12 protein-coding genes and 1 tRNA gene are annotated in these 17824 nt (G+C 53.7%); 5 read left to right on the forward strand and 8 right to left on the reverse strand.

Translation table 11 applies throughout. The features are described from left to right. The first annotated feature begins 24 nt into the window (after positions 1–24). From lptB to VFE46_05500, 3 genes are all read left to right on the forward strand, one after another. Positions 25–762, forward strand: coding sequence for an LPS export ABC transporter ATP-binding protein (gene lptB / locus VFE46_05490; GenBank protein HZZ27443.1), 738 nt, complete (start codon positions 25–27; stop codon positions 760–762). 85 nt (positions 763–847) lie between these two features. After that, positions 848–1252, forward strand: coding sequence for a J domain-containing protein (locus tag VFE46_05495; GenBank protein ID HZZ27444.1), 405 nt, complete (start codon positions 848–850; stop codon positions 1250–1252). Positions 1253–1597: 345 nt separating this feature from the next. Next, positions 1598–1894: a hypothetical protein gene (locus VFE46_05500; protein HZZ27445.1), complete on the forward strand. Its 297-nt coding sequence runs from the start codon at positions 1598–1600 to the stop codon at positions 1892–1894. Positions 1895–1980: 86 nt separating this feature from the next. Here VFE46_05500 and VFE46_05505 read toward each other — a convergent pair whose 3' ends face one another. Continuing rightward, positions 1981–2559: a hypothetical protein gene (locus VFE46_05505; protein ID HZZ27446.1), complete on the reverse strand. Its 579-nt coding sequence runs from the start codon at positions 2557–2559 to the stop codon at positions 1981–1983. A 295-nt stretch (positions 2560–2854) separates the two neighbouring features. Here VFE46_05505 and VFE46_05510 point away from each other — a divergent pair, with 295 nt between their 5' ends. Beyond that, positions 2855–3115, forward strand: coding sequence for a hypothetical protein (locus VFE46_05510; GenBank protein HZZ27447.1), 261 nt, complete (start codon positions 2855–2857; stop codon positions 3113–3115). Positions 3116–3274: 159 nt separating this feature from the next. Beyond that, positions 3275–3347 (forward strand) — tRNA-Lys (locus tag VFE46_05515). A 1664-nt stretch (positions 3348–5011) separates the two neighbouring features. Here VFE46_05515 and VFE46_05520 read toward each other — a convergent pair. From VFE46_05520 to VFE46_05550, 7 genes are all read right to left on the reverse strand, one after another. Next, positions 5012–7828 (reverse strand): DUF5906 domain-containing protein, encoded by a 2817-nt coding sequence (locus tag VFE46_05520; GenBank protein ID HZZ27448.1) that lies wholly within the window; start codon positions 7826–7828, stop codon positions 5012–5014. A gap of 1979 nt (positions 7829–9807) precedes the next feature. Beyond that, on the reverse strand, positions 9808–10146 hold the full coding sequence (locus tag VFE46_05525) for a hypothetical protein (GenBank protein HZZ27449.1): 339 nt from the start codon (positions 10144–10146) through the stop codon (positions 9808–9810). A 455-nt stretch (positions 10147–10601) separates the two neighbouring features. After that, a complete protein-coding gene (locus tag VFE46_05530; GenBank protein ID HZZ27450.1) occupies positions 10602–11957 on the reverse strand; it encodes a hypothetical protein in 1356 nt (451 codons plus the stop codon). Between the two features lie 461 nt (positions 11958–12418). Beyond that, positions 12419–13645: a hypothetical protein gene (locus VFE46_05535; protein ID HZZ27451.1), complete on the reverse strand. Its 1227-nt coding sequence runs from the start codon at positions 13643–13645 to the stop codon at positions 12419–12421. Then, the gene (locus VFE46_05540) at positions 13528–15525 is read right to left on the reverse strand and encodes a PHP domain-containing protein (GenBank protein ID HZZ27452.1); all 1998 of its coding nucleotides are present in this window, start codon (positions 15523–15525) and stop codon (positions 13528–13530) included. The genes VFE46_05535 and VFE46_05540 overlap by 118 nt, the downstream gene beginning before the upstream one ends. Next, positions 15525–17009 carry a DNA polymerase Y family protein gene (locus VFE46_05545; protein ID HZZ27453.1) on the reverse strand — a complete coding sequence of 495 codons (1485 nt, stop codon included), beginning with the start codon at positions 17007–17009 and terminating at the stop codon, positions 15525–15527. The genes VFE46_05540 and VFE46_05545 overlap by 1 nt, the downstream gene beginning before the upstream one ends. Further along, complete coding sequence (locus tag VFE46_05550) at positions 16918–17649, reverse strand: hypothetical protein (protein HZZ27454.1); 732 nt, start codon at positions 17647–17649, stop codon at positions 16918–16920. The genes VFE46_05545 and VFE46_05550 overlap by 92 nt, the downstream gene beginning before the upstream one ends. Positions 17650–17824 lie beyond the last annotated feature (175 nt).

Here is a 17824-nt window from a genome sequence, read left to right on the forward strand (position 1 = left end):
CCCGCTCTGAAAAGGATTGTTTTGATGCCGCTTTTGGAAGTTGCTGGCCTGGTGAAAATCTACGGATCGCGCCGAGTGGTGGACGGCGTGGATTTCGAGGTTGATGCGGGCGAAATCGTCGGGCTATTGGGTCCCAACGGAGCGGGAAAAACCACCAGCTTTCGCATGGCCTGCGGGATTATCGAGCCCGATGCTGGGAAAGTCATGCTCGGCGGCCGCGATGTCACCAACTGGCCCATGTTCCTGCGGGCGCGCGATGGCGGCATGGGCTATTTGGCCCAAGAGCAAAGCGTGTTTCGGAAGTTATCGGTCGAAAGCAATTTATTGGCCGTGATGGAAATGCTCGGGATGAATCGGCCGACGCGCAAAAAGCTTTGCGAAAGCTTGCTGGAGCAATTCGACATCAAGCACATTCGCAAATCGAAAGCGATGTTAATTTCCGGAGGCGAAAAGCGGCGATTGGAAATCGCTCGCTGCTTGATTTCGGAGCCGAAAATCATTCTCCTGGACGAGCCGTTCACCGGGATTGATCCGGTGACCATTAACAGCATTCAAAAAATCATTCGGCGGCTGCGTGACGAGGGCATCGCCATTTTGATTACCGACCACCGCGAGCGCGAAACCTTGGCCATTACCGACCGCAGCTACGTCATTCGCAGCGGAAAAGTTCTGTGCCATGGCACTGCCGAGGAAGTGCTCAATCACCCGGACGCCAAAAAATATTATTTTGGCGAGGGTCCGACGCTGGGCGCCGTGGCTTGAATGCACGTGCTGGCGGAAGCCTGCCGCCGCGTGTAAGATCATGGAGAACCTAATGCTCCAGCGCCCTGCCTAATTCCAGTGCCGCATGTCCTTCGCCACGCACCATCACTGGCCCGACGCACTCGATTTGGCAGCCACTTGCCTGCTGTTGGGCGGGCTGCTGGCGCTGACGTTGTCCGGACATGTGCTCCTGGTCCTCGATGTGCGCGTGTGGCTGCGTACGTTCCGCCGGGCGCTGATTGTCGTGACCAATCATTTGCCCACGATTCCGCATTGGGCGCGGATGCAAACTCCGCGCTGCTTGACGGCGCTAGGCTTGAGGCTTCCCTGCGACGAAGAACAGCTGATGCGCACCTATCGTCAGCAGGTGAAGCAATTGCATCCGGACCGGGGGGGCGATCGCAAGCGCTTCATGCGGCTGCAGGCGAATTTTGAAGAAGCGCTGGCATTTCTCCGCAATCAGGCCGGAGAAAGCGTGACCCTGGGTTAGCGCGCATCCCAAGCAGTGCCACATCACACTCCCGTGGCCGCGAATGTTCTCCAAGGAACGAATTTGCCGGCTGTAGCGGAGAGCGGATAATTCGGCCAGCGCGACCATCGGGGATATGACATTCCGCTTGTGTCGCGCAAATGCCGTGTAGCGGTCGCTGGGAAATGCTTGCCTTGCGGCGTGCTAGCATCCGATAGATTCGCATGCCACGGCGAGCAGTCGTCGTGATTTTGCTTTTGGGGTCAAGGATGGCCTGTCGTAGACAGCCACCGACGTCGCCGGCCAAGGTCGAAGGCCGCGGATCCGTCGCATCATCCCAGACAACCACTAAGCAGGTTCCCGACGATGGCCAAAGACACGTTCCGCGTGGTGACTCGTGGTCCGGACGGTAAAATTCGCATGCGTGATTACGACGCCCCCGATTCGCTGTTGCGCGTGCATACTCAAATTGGCGTCGACGATTGCAGCACCGATCTCGATTTACGCGGGCTGCCCGTGTTCCGGGGCCTGATTGGTCCCATGCCCGAGGGCAAGAACATCATTCGTTATGAATCGCCCGAGGTGTTTGAAACGCTCACCAAAGAGTGGAGCGCTGTCAAAACGGGCCGCCGCCGCCGCCGCGCGAACGCGGACGAATGCTAACATATTCCGTGCAATAATTCCCGCAATTCCCGCCGCGGCGGGAATTGCAGTTGCTTCTGCAGTGGAATGTGCCGTGGCTTCGATCTTTATCGAATGCCGACGTTGGCAGGCGCCTTGGGCGGATCTTGCTGCAATGCCACGCCGCCAATTTGCGAGCTGCCGTTGGCAACCGTTCGATTTGTGAACGGATCCGTGCCACTGCCTCCCGACAGTGCCACACGCGTAATGTGCTCCTCGTCGACCAGGCGCTGAGTGGTCACAGGAACCTGGGCCATGTGCTGCTCAGGAACGAAGTCGTGCCGAGTGAGCGGAACTTGCGTCACTTCGGTGCGCGTATCCCAGCGAGTGTGCGCCACGTAGTGATAGCCCACCGTAGGCGAAGAAAACGGATTCCAGCGGTTAGCCATATATGGCTCCCAAGAGTATTCGGTCACCGGCGTATAAACCGTGTGATACGAAGGCTGGTACTCTATGGATTGCTGTTCGCTGTACGCAACATACGGCCGCTGCTCGATGTGGGTTTCCGAGACGGGCCGCTTGTACACCTGGCGCGTGACTTGATATTGCACGCCAGTTTGCGGATCGGTTTCGATTTGCTGCGCCCAGGCAACCTGGGCGAGTGCCAACGAGGCAAACAATACACCGAGAATGTTCCGGTGGATCATTCCTTCGGTCCTCCGGTTAACGGGCCTACCTGCTGTTCGAACGCTGGCCTATCGCGGAATTCGTTTCCCTGCCGGCGTATTCGAAGCACTTTCAGTTGCAGACCCTAACGCCCCTAACATCATACTTGGATCGGCACTGGCAATGCAGGCACTTTAGACTGTTGCCCGGGGCGGAAAATTTGCTGTGAGAGTAAGATTTCTCAGCAACTCCTTGCCAGGACGTGGCTTTTTACGCGTTGCTGTCTGGCCTATACTCAGATGAATGAAATTTATTCTTTCGGAAAGAGCGTAATTTATGCTCAGCACCGAACTGCTAGCACTTCTGCGTTGTCCTGAAGATCACAGTAAACTATCGGCCGCCGATCGCCCGCTGGTCGCACGTTTGAACGATGCCGTTGCGGCGGGCCGGCTGAAAACGCGCAGTGGGCAGAAAGTTGAGAAACCACTGGATGACGCCCTAATTCGCGCCGATGGACGGCTGATTTACCCCATCGTCGATGGCATTCCCGTGTTGCTGGTCGACGATGCAATTTGGATCAGCGAGCTAGATGGTTAATTAGCCCAAGGGGCGACGGCCTTGTGAAAATGCGGCAATTTGCAAATGGCTCGACGGTGTCAGTCGAGTGATTCTGTCAAAGAAAATTCAAATTGCCTCGCGTCCCTTGTGAAGAGACACTTGCGGACTGGCGCAACTTTTTTTACTGTAAGCAGTTTCGCCCCCTTAGCTCAATTGGCAGAGCAATTGACTCTTAATCAATAGGTTGTCAGTTCGATTCTGACAGGGGGCACTTTTGACAGGGAGTGACAGTGGATCGCGGACGGTGACAAAATCGTTGTCATTCTTGGAGTTAGATTCGTTCGCAGCATCATCGAGGGCCGTTGTCGTTATGGCAGCCAATGGCGTCGATTGACCCGAAATGCCATCGTCGATGGTCCAACTTTTGGTCCAATTTTTTGGGTCCATATTTGGCATGTCCGGTAGCGCTTCAACGCCGCCTTCCATATCATCCATTCTGAGCTTGGCGTAGCGGTCCATTGTTAGCGTGATTGTCGAGTGACGCGCTAGTTTTTGAACGATCTTCGGATGGACCCCGGCCAGCACCAAATTTGTGATGTATTGGCCGCGCAGCGCATGAAAATCGAACACCATGCCTTGCTTGTCTTTTTGGGCCAACGAATCGCTTTTTTCACGTGCTTCACGTTCCTGCGGGTCAATCGCTCCCTCAATCCAAGCCGTCCGGGCTGCATCCAAATCTTTGTGCAACATTTTGGCGGCGCGTTCGCACCACGTTCCCGGCCATAACTTGCCCTTTGGCATCCACTCTTTCAAAGCGGTTGCCAACGACCGTTGAAGTGGGAGGGTGGCCGGCTTGCCGTTCTTCGTGTAAGCGCCTTTAACCGTGACGGTCGGCTTCTGGCCATCCAACCTGAAATTGGCGTCGGTCAGACTGGCCATTTCTTCTTTGCGGAAGCCTGTACCGGCAGCCACGATGTAGAGCATGGCGCGGTCTGGGCCTGACGTTCCGCGAAATGGCTTCTGCTTGCGGGTGGACTCGATAAGCAAGTTGAATTCATCCTGCGAAAGTGCGCGGCGGTCGCGGCGAATATCCTCTTGCTGGTTGCGCTCTTTGACACTCTTCATCGGGTTCGATGGTGCGCCGCGTTTCTCAATCAACCAATTCAGGAAACACTTGAACGCTTTGACGTAGGAATTAAAGGAACGTAGCCCGAAACGTGGACCACGTCGCTCCTCCAGCCACTTTTCCACCTTGGTTGCGTCAATGTCCCCAAATAGCTGAATTTCGCAGCCCTCAATCATGCGCTCGATTGACGAAACGGTGGTCGATATGTAATCGCTGTCGAGCGATTGAACTTGCATGTACTCTTTGAAATCTTGAAGATGCTTTGACAACAGTGTGCTGCGATGCCGCGCAAATGGGTCTGGTCCCTCAGCGGCTTTGCCTTCCAATTGTTTCGCAAGAGTGCTCGTTTTTTCCTTGCTCTTATAGCCGCGAACACGCTGCGGCTTGCCGTCGCCATCGGTGTATTTTATGTAATAGACGCGACTTTCGCTGCGAACTCGCTTGCCTTGCTTGTCGGTTCGCCAATATCCACGCTTGAAAATGCTGGCCATAAGTTTGTCTCCGGTTGTTCCATTCTAGTTTCGACCTGCGTTCCGATACCACTGCTCCCAATCATCTCGGTCCCAAATCACTTTTTTTCCGAACCTCCGAGCTTCGGGAATTTGGCCTCGTCCCTCCATTCGCCAAATCGTGCGGGGATGGCAGCGGAGTCGCGCGGCAATATCCTTAACATCCAATGGCCGTGAAGTTTCAGTGTCCATTTCATCATTCCTTGTAAAAATATTTATGGTTCCTCAGATGCTGTGCGATCACCTTGCATAGCGCGTCCGTAGTAGCCGCTTATGAGCAACGGCATCCCAAGCAATTGATTAAGATGCCAGCCGATGATCGAAAGTGTCACCGGAAGAGTTTGAGGCGCAGAGCGAGATCGCATCTGACTTTATAATGTTCACCTGGCCGGCTTTTTCCGAAGATTGCAGAGTGATTCCAAGGAAGCAGGGAATCCTTTTGTGATTTCTACTCTTCTTATTGGAAGTTATTCTGTCTCGGAAAAGATTTAGTAAATCTTTGGAAAACTGGCCTTTGCCAGTTTTTCCTCCATATCCGTGCTGCGATTTGGATCGCAGCCAGTCATTACAAGCTCGAAAAATTTTATTCTTTGAAACGCAACGATTTGGGATAAGGCGACACTTCGTCTCGACAAACGCTTTCAGGTTAATGGTCCGCACCGCCGAATTCTTGAAAGATGCTTCTTCTACGAGCATCTCCTGTTTTGTATGGATCAGACGATCCTTATTGGGCGTCCAAAGAACAGGCAGTCGTAAGCGTCCCACAATAGGGGGCAATTCCAGATCGAGCAGCGTCCGCATGAACGCCGGTGCTTCTTCCCGCAGCCGATCCATCAGGATCATCTTGGGAATTTCTTGATCCGGCTCTAGGTCGTAGACGTAGATCGAGGTGATCCGTGTGTCTCCCGGCAGGATCGGGCAAGCTCCAGGATCATTTGCACATTGAATCCAGTGCGTGGTGTTGGGCTGTTCATAGCTGTCCGTTCGCATCTTGCGAATCGAGATCATTCGGCTCGTTACCCAATCCTTGATCTTGTTGTACGCGCCGCTGGATTTGCTGATGTCCTTCTCTTCCACGACACAGATGATTGCGTTGGCAAGTTCGCCACAGAAATCACCTTGGTTTGTGAGCGCCCTGTCTGCCCTCACCACTCCTTTTGTGATTAGCGCAGAAAGTGATTCGTGAAAGATCGACTTCCCGCAGTTCTGCGACCCATAAAAGAATAGATATGGCAACGGCTCGAACGGACAGCGGAAAGCGCAGGCGATCCATGACTTCAAATAATCCTCGCCCGTCTGAACGCCAGCATTCTGTGCCCAGTCGAGCGTTTTGAGTGTGGCGGTAAGGTCATTCCCACAATGCTTGAGAATCTTATCCCAATGTGGATGATGAAGAGGTGTTTCATCCTCAATCGGGATGGGCTTGTAAACGAACTGCGCAGCGCCGAGATTCCATTGTCGATCGCCAGGATATTCATCTTGGAACGGCAGATTCACTAGCGTCCAAGCCTCACCGATTGCGCCGCCCAGAAGTGCTTTGACTTCCGATTCAGGAATGCTCAGGTTGATAAGTCGCATCTTCACCTTTTCAGTCGAGAAGCGTTGCCAAATTCCTTTCTTTGAACGCAGCATCCAGCCTGCATCCTCTTCTGCCGGCGTTACAAGTTGTCGAATGACTTTGTCGTACTGATCGAATTGCGTTTCGTTGTGATTCTCTACGTCTAGCATCTTGAACACTTTCTCCCACCAGCCGCCGCGCTTCGATGCCCAGCCCTTCGGACGAGCTTCTTCCTTATCTTTGCGCTTGACAGCGAGAACGACTTGGCCGTCCTTGTTCTTGATGACGTGAGCTTCGCGGTCCTCCAGTTCTTCTGGCAACCGTACCGCCTCACCCATTGCCTCGATCACTTTGACGGCTTCTTTCGCGGTGTCGAACTCGAAGCCTCCCGCAGATCGTTCAGCGCCGCCCAGGGCGGACGCAGCTTCATCGAGGCTGGGCTTACGATTGAAATAGCAAGTGGTCCAGCCTTCTTTATCTTGCTGCCAAGACGGATGCTCGATTGAGCCTTTCGAGTAGCGATAAACTTTCCATGCTCCGTTGTCCAACGGATACATGAAACAGTTCTGTTCGCCAGGATTGCGGCCTTGCGAGTTGGTATTGAACATGCCTTCGATCTTGATCTCTTCAACGATCTTCTTCAACGCACAAGTGTGCGTTTGCAGCATGTGATGGTCGGGCACCCAAAATGTGGAATAGCCTGAACGTAGAAGTGCATCAATGACTGCTTTGTGTTTCTTATCTAGCGATGTCTTTTGCCTGCAAGATACGAGCGATTCAAACGCATCAATGTCCTCGGCATCTATGCCTTCCACGCGAACCCTCGTTCTACTACGACTTACAACTTCAACATGATCCCGCCAGTTCGCGGGCAAGTCGGCTACGTTAAGCTTCTGTGTCGCGGCCTTGATGAGCATCAGCCCTTCATTGGCTGCTGACATCTTCCGATGCCAAATCCACATATTCCCACCGCAGGCATCAATCTGCGAAGCAAAGTCAAATCCTGTCTCGGTGGACATCAGACCCAACACCGCTCGGCCCAAGGCCGCGTGAACTGTGTGGTTCTCGGTCGGCACGCCCGCTTCATCGAAGTAGACGTAGAGATGCAGCCCTTTCCCACCCGTGCTCTTGCGCACTTCCACCCAGGGAATCTTGCAGGCGTTCTTCTTCACCGTATCCAGGTCGTCTCTGCTGATACCAATACCAGCAGCGTGTCCTGTAATGCTGTCGAAGTCGAAGCCAAGATGGCGCGACACGCGCTTCTTCCAATCCCAGCCGGTCATGCCGATACCTTCGGCGTGCAGGTCAAACGGGTACTTCAACGGATAGTCGCTGAACTCCGGTTCGCTGTAAGCGTTCTTCGGGATACGGATTGAATGCCACTCGTAGGTGCCATCCGTCCAGGTATTCTTCCGGTTCTCTACCGGTTCACCATTGCCAGGTGAAGCGTTCACCTGTGTTTCCATGTGCGGACCCCACAGCGCCAATAGCTCCGGCGCATTGTGCGTCGCTGAGCGAGCAGTGAGGAAATTGCTGAGACCTTCTAAGACTGTAGGCATAAACTCTCTCCTAAAAAGTAACTAAAGTGGCCAGTTGTTGTTCCTTGATGTCCAGCATGGCCATGCTGGCTGGGTATTCAGATTTACTTAGTTAGATTGTGAAAAGTACGCTTGATAGCAAATACTTTTGTATAAATGTTTTCGGGAATGTGCCGTCCAGCGTGGCCAGCCAGGCCGGACACACGAGCGCCCCAAACAATTGTCTGGGAACCTGCGGCACGGGAGACAGCTTTGATCTATGCCTACCTGTCCCTAAATAAGGCACGGCATAGCGAGCTGAAGCGGGAACAAGACTGCTTGTCGCGTGATACACAAACTACGTCTAGTTATTTGCCGCACTCTGAACATTCGACAGTAGGTTCTCGTAGCATTCTGTATGTTTGCCCAAATCGTTCGGGCATTGAATGTGCTTCCAAATTCTCCTGGCACGTATGGACCGTATCGTTGACTCGCTAACGCCAAACGTGCTCGCTAGCACATCTGCCGTAAGAGGAGAGGCAAGTATGAAACGGACATCTTTAGTGTTAAGAATTGCACTTACGTGCTGCTCGCCTCTGCACGATCGACCGCGCTCCACACGGTCGCGCACATTCTGTGCTGAATTACCAGCATACAAATGATTTGGATTAACACACTTGGGGTTATCGCATTTATGCAACACACATAAATGTCCTGGGTCCACACTGTGTTGTAGGAAATAAGCAATTCTGGGCGCACGGAATATCTTCCGTTTAATGCTCACCATTCCATATCCGCTTTGATATGTGGCTCCCTTCCAGGGCCAACATTCATTTGGAGAGCCTTGTTGCGTTTTCATATTGAAGCGGTCAATATCTATTTGTCGAAGTGCTGGAAGTGGAATGTTCATGTTAGCTTTCAAAGGAATAATTGTGAAAAGGCGCGTTGTGGATTGAGTGTTCGGAAATACGCAAGCGCAACCACGATGCCAGTCTGGTCAAAAAGCGAGTTGCTCGTTTACGCGCGAGTGTCTTCTTGAGATGAAGCCCGAGAGCTTCATGACCTACGCCAAATAAGTCAGCCGGGTAGAAGGGCATCCCTGCCGAGCGGAAACACTTCTATTGGACGTGGATGAATGCAGTGATTCGGTCGGATTGGTAAAGCTCGTCCGTGCGTGAGATGTGTATACCCACGGCGACAAAGCGAGCAGCGACACCGAACTCTCTTAGGGGTCTATCCCATCAAAGCTCTTTTTTGCCGTATCCGCTAGAAGTTTTCTCACATATCGCTGATCTGAATACCGGATGTGTCGAAAGCTCCGCTTGCACCGGCTTCTGATCTCTCAATTCGGAACCCGACCGTCGTTGATCCGGCGATCAGAAACCAAACACGTCTGTGCAGCCCAGCGATTGTCTGGCTAGGCGATGCACATCCAGGTCGGCCTCTAACAGGGTCTAACCGGATCGCACCCCAATCCGCCACAATCCGAGTGAGAGCTTTTCATTCCTACTGAAATAAACTGACGGATACTCCGAACGTAGCGAAAACAATGCCGATTACGAATTTGACTGCAATTCAGAGGGAAAGCAGTCAAACCCGTGTTGTATTTTGCCTAGTTTGAACTAGGCTTACAGTAAAGCAGTTAAATTCGTTAGGGAGGCCCCATTATGGGCAGTTGGACAGTCAACCGCAGCAAAGTGCTGACTAAGGCAGAAATCCTGGCCGTTTTAGGCGATCTGAAGCGCAAATCTCGCCGATCTGCAAACACGCACATGAACCTTGTGCTGTTCCGTCTCGCCTGCTGTTGCGGCTTGCGGGCGAGCGAGCTAATTCGTCTGGCTATGGATCACGTGCGAGTGGGCAGCACTAGCCCCAGCATCCGGGTCCCGAAAACCATCGGAAAGGGTGCCAAAGCGCGGGTGGTGCCGCTCTCGTTCGATCAAGGGACTCTCGACGATCTGAGGGCATGGAAGCAGCTTCGCACCGAGCAGGGAGCCACTGGAAGCGACCTTTTTATCTGCTCATTGAGCAAGGGCAGTATCGGGAAACAGATCGACCGGCGAAATGCCCGCAAGCGATTCAAAGCCAGTTGCCGAATCCTGGGGCGTGAACGGCAGGATGAAATTACGATTCATCATGGGCGACACTCTTTCATTTCCCACGCGCTCCACGCGGGTCGCAGCATCGTTGAAGTAAAAGAAGCCGCCGGTCACTCGTCGCTTGGTACGACTAGCCTTTACAGTCACTTGGTGAGCGATGACGACGGAATCGTCGGAAATCTTTTCGCATGATGGGTGCGCATCCGCTATGGCCTGGGAGAGTCTACGTTTCGTGAGTGCATCAGGAATCTGCGGAACCACGGCAAAATCATAACTATTGGGACCAATTGTTCGAGGCTTGTGATGACCAACGCGACTGGTTGAAGAATTGGGTCGCGGAAGCCATCAACCGTCCCACTACGAGAACTCCCGCCGTAATCCTGACGGGTCGAGAGTCCGCGCAGGGGACATTGATTCATCAAGCTATTGCGAAGCTGTTGACTCCAAGCATAGCGTCGCATCGTTGGGCCTCTTGCCTTCAAGCAGCAGAGGTTCCAGAGATGCGCTTAGTATCATGGGAAGCAGGAGCCGGCTGGCGCGTTCCCCGAAGCGACCGTGTGCGCCTTAACTTGAGACTCTTTCGGGAACGTATTGAAGTTGTGGAAGGTCCGTTTGCCTACCAAGTAAATGGGCCGCGTGAGCCTGAATATGGCGGCTGGACTGGACGTAGTCGTCTGCACGTATGTAGTTTAATCAGCGCCTAGGAGCGACCGTAGCTATAAGCCAGATTGAGCCTTGGAAACAAGTTTGTCGCTGCTGAATGTAGCAGTAATAATCTTAGACCCATCTTTCCAGCAATACACAACCAGGTTCCCGCTGCGCGATCGCTCAACGCCAGTGGAATTCAAAATTACATCGGCTTCCCATTTTTCGATGCCATCTCGCAGGAAATTGTAACCCTCCATCGTTACTCCTACCCCGTAGCCAAGATCGCGTGCGCTCTGCGTTGCCAACTGGCGTCTCCGCACGTCTCTTTCAGTCGCTTCATCTACCGCTCGTATCAGCCTATCATTTGCAGCGCTAAGCGCATGACCGTACCAAAGTGCAACTCTGGCGCTGAGAGTGACACCATCCTTTGCCTCATCCGAGGTGTCCCCATCAGCGGCTCGTTGAACAATCGCACGAATGGTCGCCGTCTTTTGCTCGGCATTGCTCGCTATCTCGCGGAATCGTTCATAAGTATACTTGACTTTATCGGACGTATTGCTCTGACCGAGCTTTTCTCCATTACGGAGCAATACGATTATGCTCTTCTCGAATTTGTCAAAGCCTGTATTCATGGCTCGCGCACGTTCGACGAGTTCCTGTTTGGCGGCGTCGGGAGTAGGCGGCGGATGAATTTCATGCTCGGCCTGTGTGTCGAGAACGACGAGGACTGCGGCCTCCGCGAAAATAGCAAATTCAGCCCGTCGTTTAAGAGACATCGGAGTCCAAATCGAAATCGTTCCGAGGTCTGGAACCTCTGTCGTCCGATCGGGCAGGCCGAAATCGGCGGCGAGCATTTTCGAGATTTCTTTGACGCCGCCAAATTTAGCAATTTGTTCACGAGTAAAAGTAACTTCGATGCCGAAAACTTGGTTATTGTAAAAAGAGAATCGAGCTTGACTGACTTGGCCAAGATTAGTCAAAGCATAGCAATCTATCCCGTTACTACGTTCTGCATCCGATGTGTCGAGCTTAGTATCAGGATGCCGGTGCTTGAATTCGGACAGCGGGGTGGAAATTTGATCGCCAAGAACATTGAAATCTTCCAGCTTGTGTACACCGACGGGTGCTTCATCCGCGATTGCTGCGTTTGGCAAGAGCCAAATCAATACAGACGAACATGAAATGACGAAAACAGTAAATCGTGCCGCGAATCGTCGGAAATCGTAATTAGCATTTTTCTCAGACGCGATTTCGTCTCGCTTTACCGTCGTTGATGTACGATTTGCCGTGAGGAAGCGATAACGAGATGTGTCCCATGAGCCTGGAAACGAAAACCTCATTTGCACTAGGCAGGGACGAGGGTCTGCATCATCACAGGTGTCGTAGACGCGATCATTTGGGTCAAAGGGTTCTTGTGTTTTCATGGTTAATTGCGCAAAAAAAGAGGAGCGCCGAACTAGGCCGCTCCCTCAAGCCCCGCCAGGGGCCGCAGAAGAACAGCACTAGCCGACGCTCCCTTACGGGAGCGCGGTCAGCACTGCTTCTTCTGCTAGAGTCGTGAGACTCTATCTGGCGGTTTTTGAGGGAAGCAGATTTAACGCACGCGCGTCAATCAAGTTGTATTCAGAGCCTAATCGTGGCTTGTTTTTGGTTCTCCGAGGACTGGGAAATTGACTCACTTGGAAGTCTAGCTCATTGCCGGCAGTCCTGCTACTTTGGATCGGGTGATCGCCGACGGAGTGTCGTTCATCCGGCTAAGTTAGTGGGAGCGAGCCTGGATGGCCGTGAATTTTTCGAGTATGACGGCTGAGGTTCTGAGATCAGGGCTGTTCGGTTCTGGGGTGCTCTGGGGCCAATGGTTCGGCAGCCAGTCTAACTTGCGGCACTATTGAAAATCCCGCGATTGTGAGCGAAGTTCATTCAGCCGCTCGTTCATGTTTTCCAAGCGTGAAACGAGAACATGAATGACGCCTTGTTGGTTCTGCAATCGGCCACTGGCGATGAAGGCCGGCGCAGTGCGGGCTACGGAATAGAATTTCTCCCAAACATCCATCCGAATGATGAGATTCGCTTCCTTGGTTTCATCTTCAATCGTGACGAAAGTTATCCCCTTGGCTGTGCCGGGCCGCTGACGGACCAAAACCAATCCAGCGACCCGCACAAATCTGCCATCTTGCAGCGCTGCTAACTGCGCAGCCGGCACTACACCCAACTGGTCCAACTCTCGACGGAAGAATGAAACCGGATGCGCTTTGAGTGACAAACCCGCAGTGCGATAATCGGCAAACACTTCCGACCGCGCGTCCATCACAGGTAAGTCGATTGGCGCTTCGCCATCATACAAACCGTCGAACAAGGGGCAGACCCCCTTTGTCGTTGCCGGCAATAACGCCTGCCACAACGAAGCTCGACGATTCAGTTTCAACGATCCGAACGCATCGGCTCTTGCCAGCCGTTCAACGATACTCGCAGGCACATTCCCTTTGAATTCATCCATCGACCGGAACGGTTGTTGTTGTTCGATCCGCGATGCTTGCGATTGCGAAAGGCCAACGACCATTCGCAGCCCCAAACGGATTGCGTTGCCTTCCAGTGTGCAATCCCATCGACTGTAGTTCACGTCCACGGGTTGAACATCAACGCAATGCTCCTGTGCATTTCGCACGAGTTGCGCTGTACCATAAAAGCCCATCGGCTGACTGTTGAGTAGCGCCACGCAGAACGCCGCCGGATAATGGAACTTCAACCAAGCCGAAACATAAGCGATCAGCGCAAACGACGTGGCATGGCTTTCCGGGAAACCATATTCGCCAAAGCCACGAATTTGACGAAACACCGTTTCGGCGAATTGATCTGATAACCCTTTCTCCTTCATTCCTGCGATTAACCGCTGATGAAACTGCTCGATTTCTCCCGGTCGTCGCCAGCCAGCCATCGCTCGTCGCAATTGATCGGCTTCGCCTGGCGTGAATCCAGCCGCGACAATCGCAAGTTTCATCGCTTGCTCTTGAAATAGCGGCACGCCCAAAGTTTTGTGCAACACTTCGCGGATTTCATCGTTGGGATATTCAACCGTTTCGCCACTAGCCCGTCGTCGCAGATACGGATGCACCATATCGCCTTGAATCGGCCCGGTCTAACGATGGCAACCTCAATTACGAGGTCGTAAAATTTGCGCGGTCGCAGTCGCGGCAACATACTCATTTGCGCCCGACTTTCGATTTGAAACACTCCCATCGTGTCGGCGCGGCAGATCATGTCGTACACGCCGTTGTCTCCTTCGGGAATATCTGCCATTGAAAGTTTGCGATGGTGATACTGCTCCACAAGGTCGAAGCATTTATGAATCGCGGTGAGCATCCCAAGCGCAAGACAATCCACTTTCAAGATGCCAAGTTCGTCCAGATCGTCCTTGTCCCACTGGATCACCGTGCGTCCATCCATCGCGGCATTCTCAATCGGCACCAGCTCACAGAGTGGACCTTGCGTAATCACCAGTCCCCCGACGTGTTGTCCCAAGTGGCGGGGAAAGCCGAGTAGTTCGCCTACCAAGCCCAACAGTTGCCTGCCGACTTGCGATTGCGGATCAATCCCGGCAGCGGCGCAGCGCTGTTCGGGCAACGTACTGTGCCTATCGAGAGTTTTTGCCAGCGCATCGACTCGATCCAACGACAGTCCTAATGCCTTGCCTACGTCTCGCACGGCGGAGCGGGGCCGGTATGTAATGGCTTCGGCGGTCATGCCCGCTCGTTCGCGGCCATACTTTTGGTAAACGTATTGAATGACCTCCTCTCGGCGCTCGTGTTCAAAATCCACGTCGATGTCGGGCGCTTCGTTGCGTTCGCGCGAAATAAATCTTTCAAATAAAACGTCGATCCGTTCGGGATCAACGGAGGTCACACCCAGGCAATAGCAAACCGCTGAGTTGGCTGCTGATCCCCGACCTTGGCAGAGAATGTTCCGCGAACGCGCGAAGCGCACCAAATCCCACACGGTCAGGAAATACGCTTCATACCGCAATTCGACGATCAGCGCCAGTTCGTGTTCCAGAAGTTGTCGAACCTTCGCTGGAATGTCATTGGGATACCTCTGCCGAGCGCCGTCCCAAGTGAGCTTGGTCAAATGTTCCAGCGGCGTCTGCCCGGCTGGTGCCAATTCTTCCGGGTATTCGTAGCGCAGCTCGTCCAATGAAAACGTGCATCGGCTGGCGACTTCGATGGTTCGCCGCATCGCGTCGGGCGCACGAGCGAACAACTCCTGTATTTCTTCCGGCGCTTTCAAGTGCCTAGCGGCATTGGGGTACAAGAGTTCGCCGGCGTCAGCCACAGTGCAACCGTGGCACGTGGCAGTCAGTACATCAGCCAGCGCCCGCCGCGAAGGATGATGAAAATGCACATCGTTGGCCGCGACCAAGGGCACACGAGCTTGTTTGGCCAAGTGCATCCGCTGTTCTAGCTCGCGCTCGTCGTTTGGCCCCCGATGCAATTCAGCTAATAAGTAACAGCGATCCGCAAACAATTCACGGTAACGGAAAAGATCGTGCCGACTGACTTCGCCAGCGACAGTGGCGAGCAACCCTTCCGCATGACCGGCAAGCTCATCGAACGACAGCCGGAATTCACCTTTGGGAGCATTGCGCCGGCCAATGGTTATCAAGCGGGAAAGCCGACCGTAGGCTTTGCGATCAGTGGCTAGCAGAACAACCGTAGAGGCATCGACAAGAGTGAGTTCAGTGCCGAACAGCAATTTTAATTGTGCTTGCTTGGCCGCTCCGTGCGCTCGCACGATTCCGGCCAAACTGTTGCGGTCCGTAATCGCCAGCGCCCTGTATCCAAGTTCGGCGGCACGACAGACAAGTTCGTCAGGATGCGAAGCACCTTCCAGAAATGAGAAATTGGTTTTGCAATGGAGTTCGGCGTAGGGAATCGCCGCAGGTGCGCTTGTTGTGGCAGCTTCGAGCGGCCTACGTTTGCTTTCTGGTTTGTCAGGCATCAGTCGAATACCCCATGCAAGAACCATTTGGCATCCGATAGCCGGCGAAACAACCAGAAGCGTCTGCCCGTCGTCGTCTCGATCCGGTAGTAATCGCGCTGGACGTAACGGCCGCGCCACCACCCAGTTTGGATTCGCTCTGGTCCCCAAGTGCGAGCGACTCGTTGCAGACCGTGGAAATGAAATTGGATGGGCGGACCATCGGGCACGACCGACAGCACTTCCAGCGGAATGGGTTCGGCTTCCAGCCACAATGGTCGCGGCAACTGCTTCCAGCGCTGCTGTTTTGATTTGCGTGGCGGCACGCCAGCCAGCGGTTCGTAGCGAAACGCCAATTCCGGCTGGGCCTCGGATTGTGGCACCGCGCGAATGACCGATTCGCGCCCGAGCCGATTGCTGAGTCGATCCACAAGCAAGCCAACTTGCCGCCTCCCTTCACGCCGCGACGGCTCGAAAAGTTCCGGTTGCCAGGTTTGCAAACGAGCGGCGAGCGGCACTGATAATTTGACTGCGGTTACGGGACCACCGAGTACAACTCGTTCCAATCGCATTCGCAACAGGTCGAGCAAATGTTTTGGATCGGCACTAGCCCGGAACAAACCCGCTTGTATTTTGAGTGGCTCGGCATCTTCGCATCGGAATTGACATTCCAACTGGATTGCTCCCTGCTGTCGCTGCGCCAATGGTTGTGCGACACGCTCCACAAGTTCTCGGAGAATAATGTCAACCGTCTGTCGATCTTCGGTAGGATATTCCAACTCGATTTCTGTTGTGATTTCTGGCAGGGACCGATGTGATACAATTGTTTCGGGAATTAAGCCTGTGAATTGGTCCAGCCGACGTAAAAGCAGCGGATCAAAACGGGAGGCTATCGCATTGCGTGGCAGTTTCAACAGTTGGCCGATTCTCTCAACACCTAACTCAGCGAGAATCTCTGTTTCTTCAATGCGCAGGGAGGCAATGGGCAAATCGACCAGTGCGTTCATTTCGCCGTGCGGCACAATGCCGGGACACTCGCCATAGTGTGCTACGGCCCATGCGGCCCCAAGTGTGTCCGCAATTGCAACTCGAATCGAAAGACCACGACGATGCGATGTTTTGACGATTTGTTGGGCAAGCAACGGCTCCCCGCCGAACAGTGACCCCAAGCCTGTCACGTCCATACAAAGATTGTCCGGCTGTTCAATGCCGACAATCGGGCTGAACTGTTCGCACCATGCGGCCAGCAATAAGAGCGTCGCCTGATCGGCCAGCGGATCATGCTGTTCAAAGTGAGCGGCAGCCAGCGCCGTCGCTTCGGCCAATGGCATTCCTAGCGGAATGTTTCGCTTGCTGCTGGCGACTACTCGCAGGCAACCACGGTGCAGTGCATACAAAATCAGTTCGCGGTGCCTAAGCTCTGGCCGTGCTAGGCGCAATCGCTGCAATGGCCATTGAGGGAGCCAGAGACACAGTGCGCGATTCTTGGAGCGTTCCCGTTTCATCGTCCAGTTCCAATTCCACCGTTGCCCCTGCATGACCGTTTCGACAGCGAACGACTTCGATTCGTAATCGACGAGTTGTATTGAGAGCAGGCCGAGCTTCCACCAAAAGTTGCATGTCGGACCAAGTTGGATGTCCGCGCACGCAGAGGGAGCGAATGAATACCCCGACGCTACCGCTCGATTCTGCCGCCAACTGCAAGGCACGAAATGCTCGTCCGTCTAATTTGTCTGGCCAGCATAAGACAGCCCCGACCCCCTTGCAGGACAGCGATTGGTGCAAAGCCCAAAGCTCGTCCTTGCGAGTTCGCGGGCGAATGAATATCGTGGAACCCAAGTCGATGCCGAACGTGTTGGCTGCTGGCGGATAAAATGACCATCCGCGATCAACCACCACCAAGGTTGCGCCATCCAGGCAGGCTTGCCGTGCGGCAATCAACCCCAATGCAGTTGCAGCGATTCCGGTATCGGCGAGGAATTCAGTCAGCGTGCCGCGCTGAAAGGCGCGGCCGGGCAACAGACGATCCAACGCTTCGCATCCGCTTGAAAACGGTGGAAGTGTTGGACGTCGAGCAACTTCCCAAAAATGAAGCTGCTGCCGCAAGGCGTCGATGGTCTCGCGTTGTGTTGACAGTGCTAGCATCGCAACATAGTATACAGACGTACACACGAACGTCGGCTTTGCCTAAAAAAGACGACTTGCCTCAAAAGTCGAGTGTCTGCCTCAAAAGTCAATGTCGAATTGTTCTAACTCGCAGCCCCAATTCCATATTGACTTTCTTCAAAGCCTTTGCTCGTCCACTTTTCTCGGTAATCTT

It is taken from the genome of Pirellulales bacterium (assembly GCA_035656635.1).
Classification (GTDB): Bacteria; Planctomycetota; Planctomycetia; order Pirellulales; family JADZDJ01; genus DATJYL01.

Coding starts and splice junctions, on each gene's coding strand:
- lptB (HZZ27443.1), top strand. CDS start 25: ATGCCGCTTTTGGAAGTTGCTGGCCTGGTGAAAATCTACGGATCGCGC.
- VFE46_05495 (HZZ27444.1), top strand. CDS start 848: ATGTCCTTCGCCACGCACCATCACTGGCCCGACGCACTCGATTTGGCA.
- VFE46_05500 (HZZ27445.1), top strand. CDS start 1,598: ATGGCCAAAGACACGTTCCGCGTGGTGACTCGTGGTCCGGACGGTAAA.
- VFE46_05505 (HZZ27446.1), bottom strand. CDS start 2,559: ATGATCCACCGGAACATTCTCGGTGTATTGTTTGCCTCGTTGGCACTC.
- VFE46_05510 (HZZ27447.1), top strand. CDS start 2,855: ATGCTCAGCACCGAACTGCTAGCACTTCTGCGTTGTCCTGAAGATCAC.
- VFE46_05520 (HZZ27448.1), bottom strand. CDS start 7,828: ATGCCTACAGTCTTAGAAGGTCTCAGCAATTTCCTCACTGCTCGCTCA.
- VFE46_05530 (HZZ27450.1), bottom strand. CDS start 11,957: ATGAAAACACAAGAACCCTTTGACCCAAATGATCGCGTCTACGACACC.
- VFE46_05540 (HZZ27452.1), bottom strand. CDS start 15,525: ATGCCTGACAAACCAGAAAGCAAACGTAGGCCGCTCGAAGCTGCCACA.
- VFE46_05545 (HZZ27453.1), bottom strand. CDS start 17,009: ATGAAACGGGAACGCTCCAAGAATCGCGCACTGTGTCTCTGGCTCCCT.
- VFE46_05550 (HZZ27454.1), bottom strand. CDS start 17,649: ATGCTAGCACTGTCAACACAACGCGAGACCATCGACGCCTTGCGGCAG.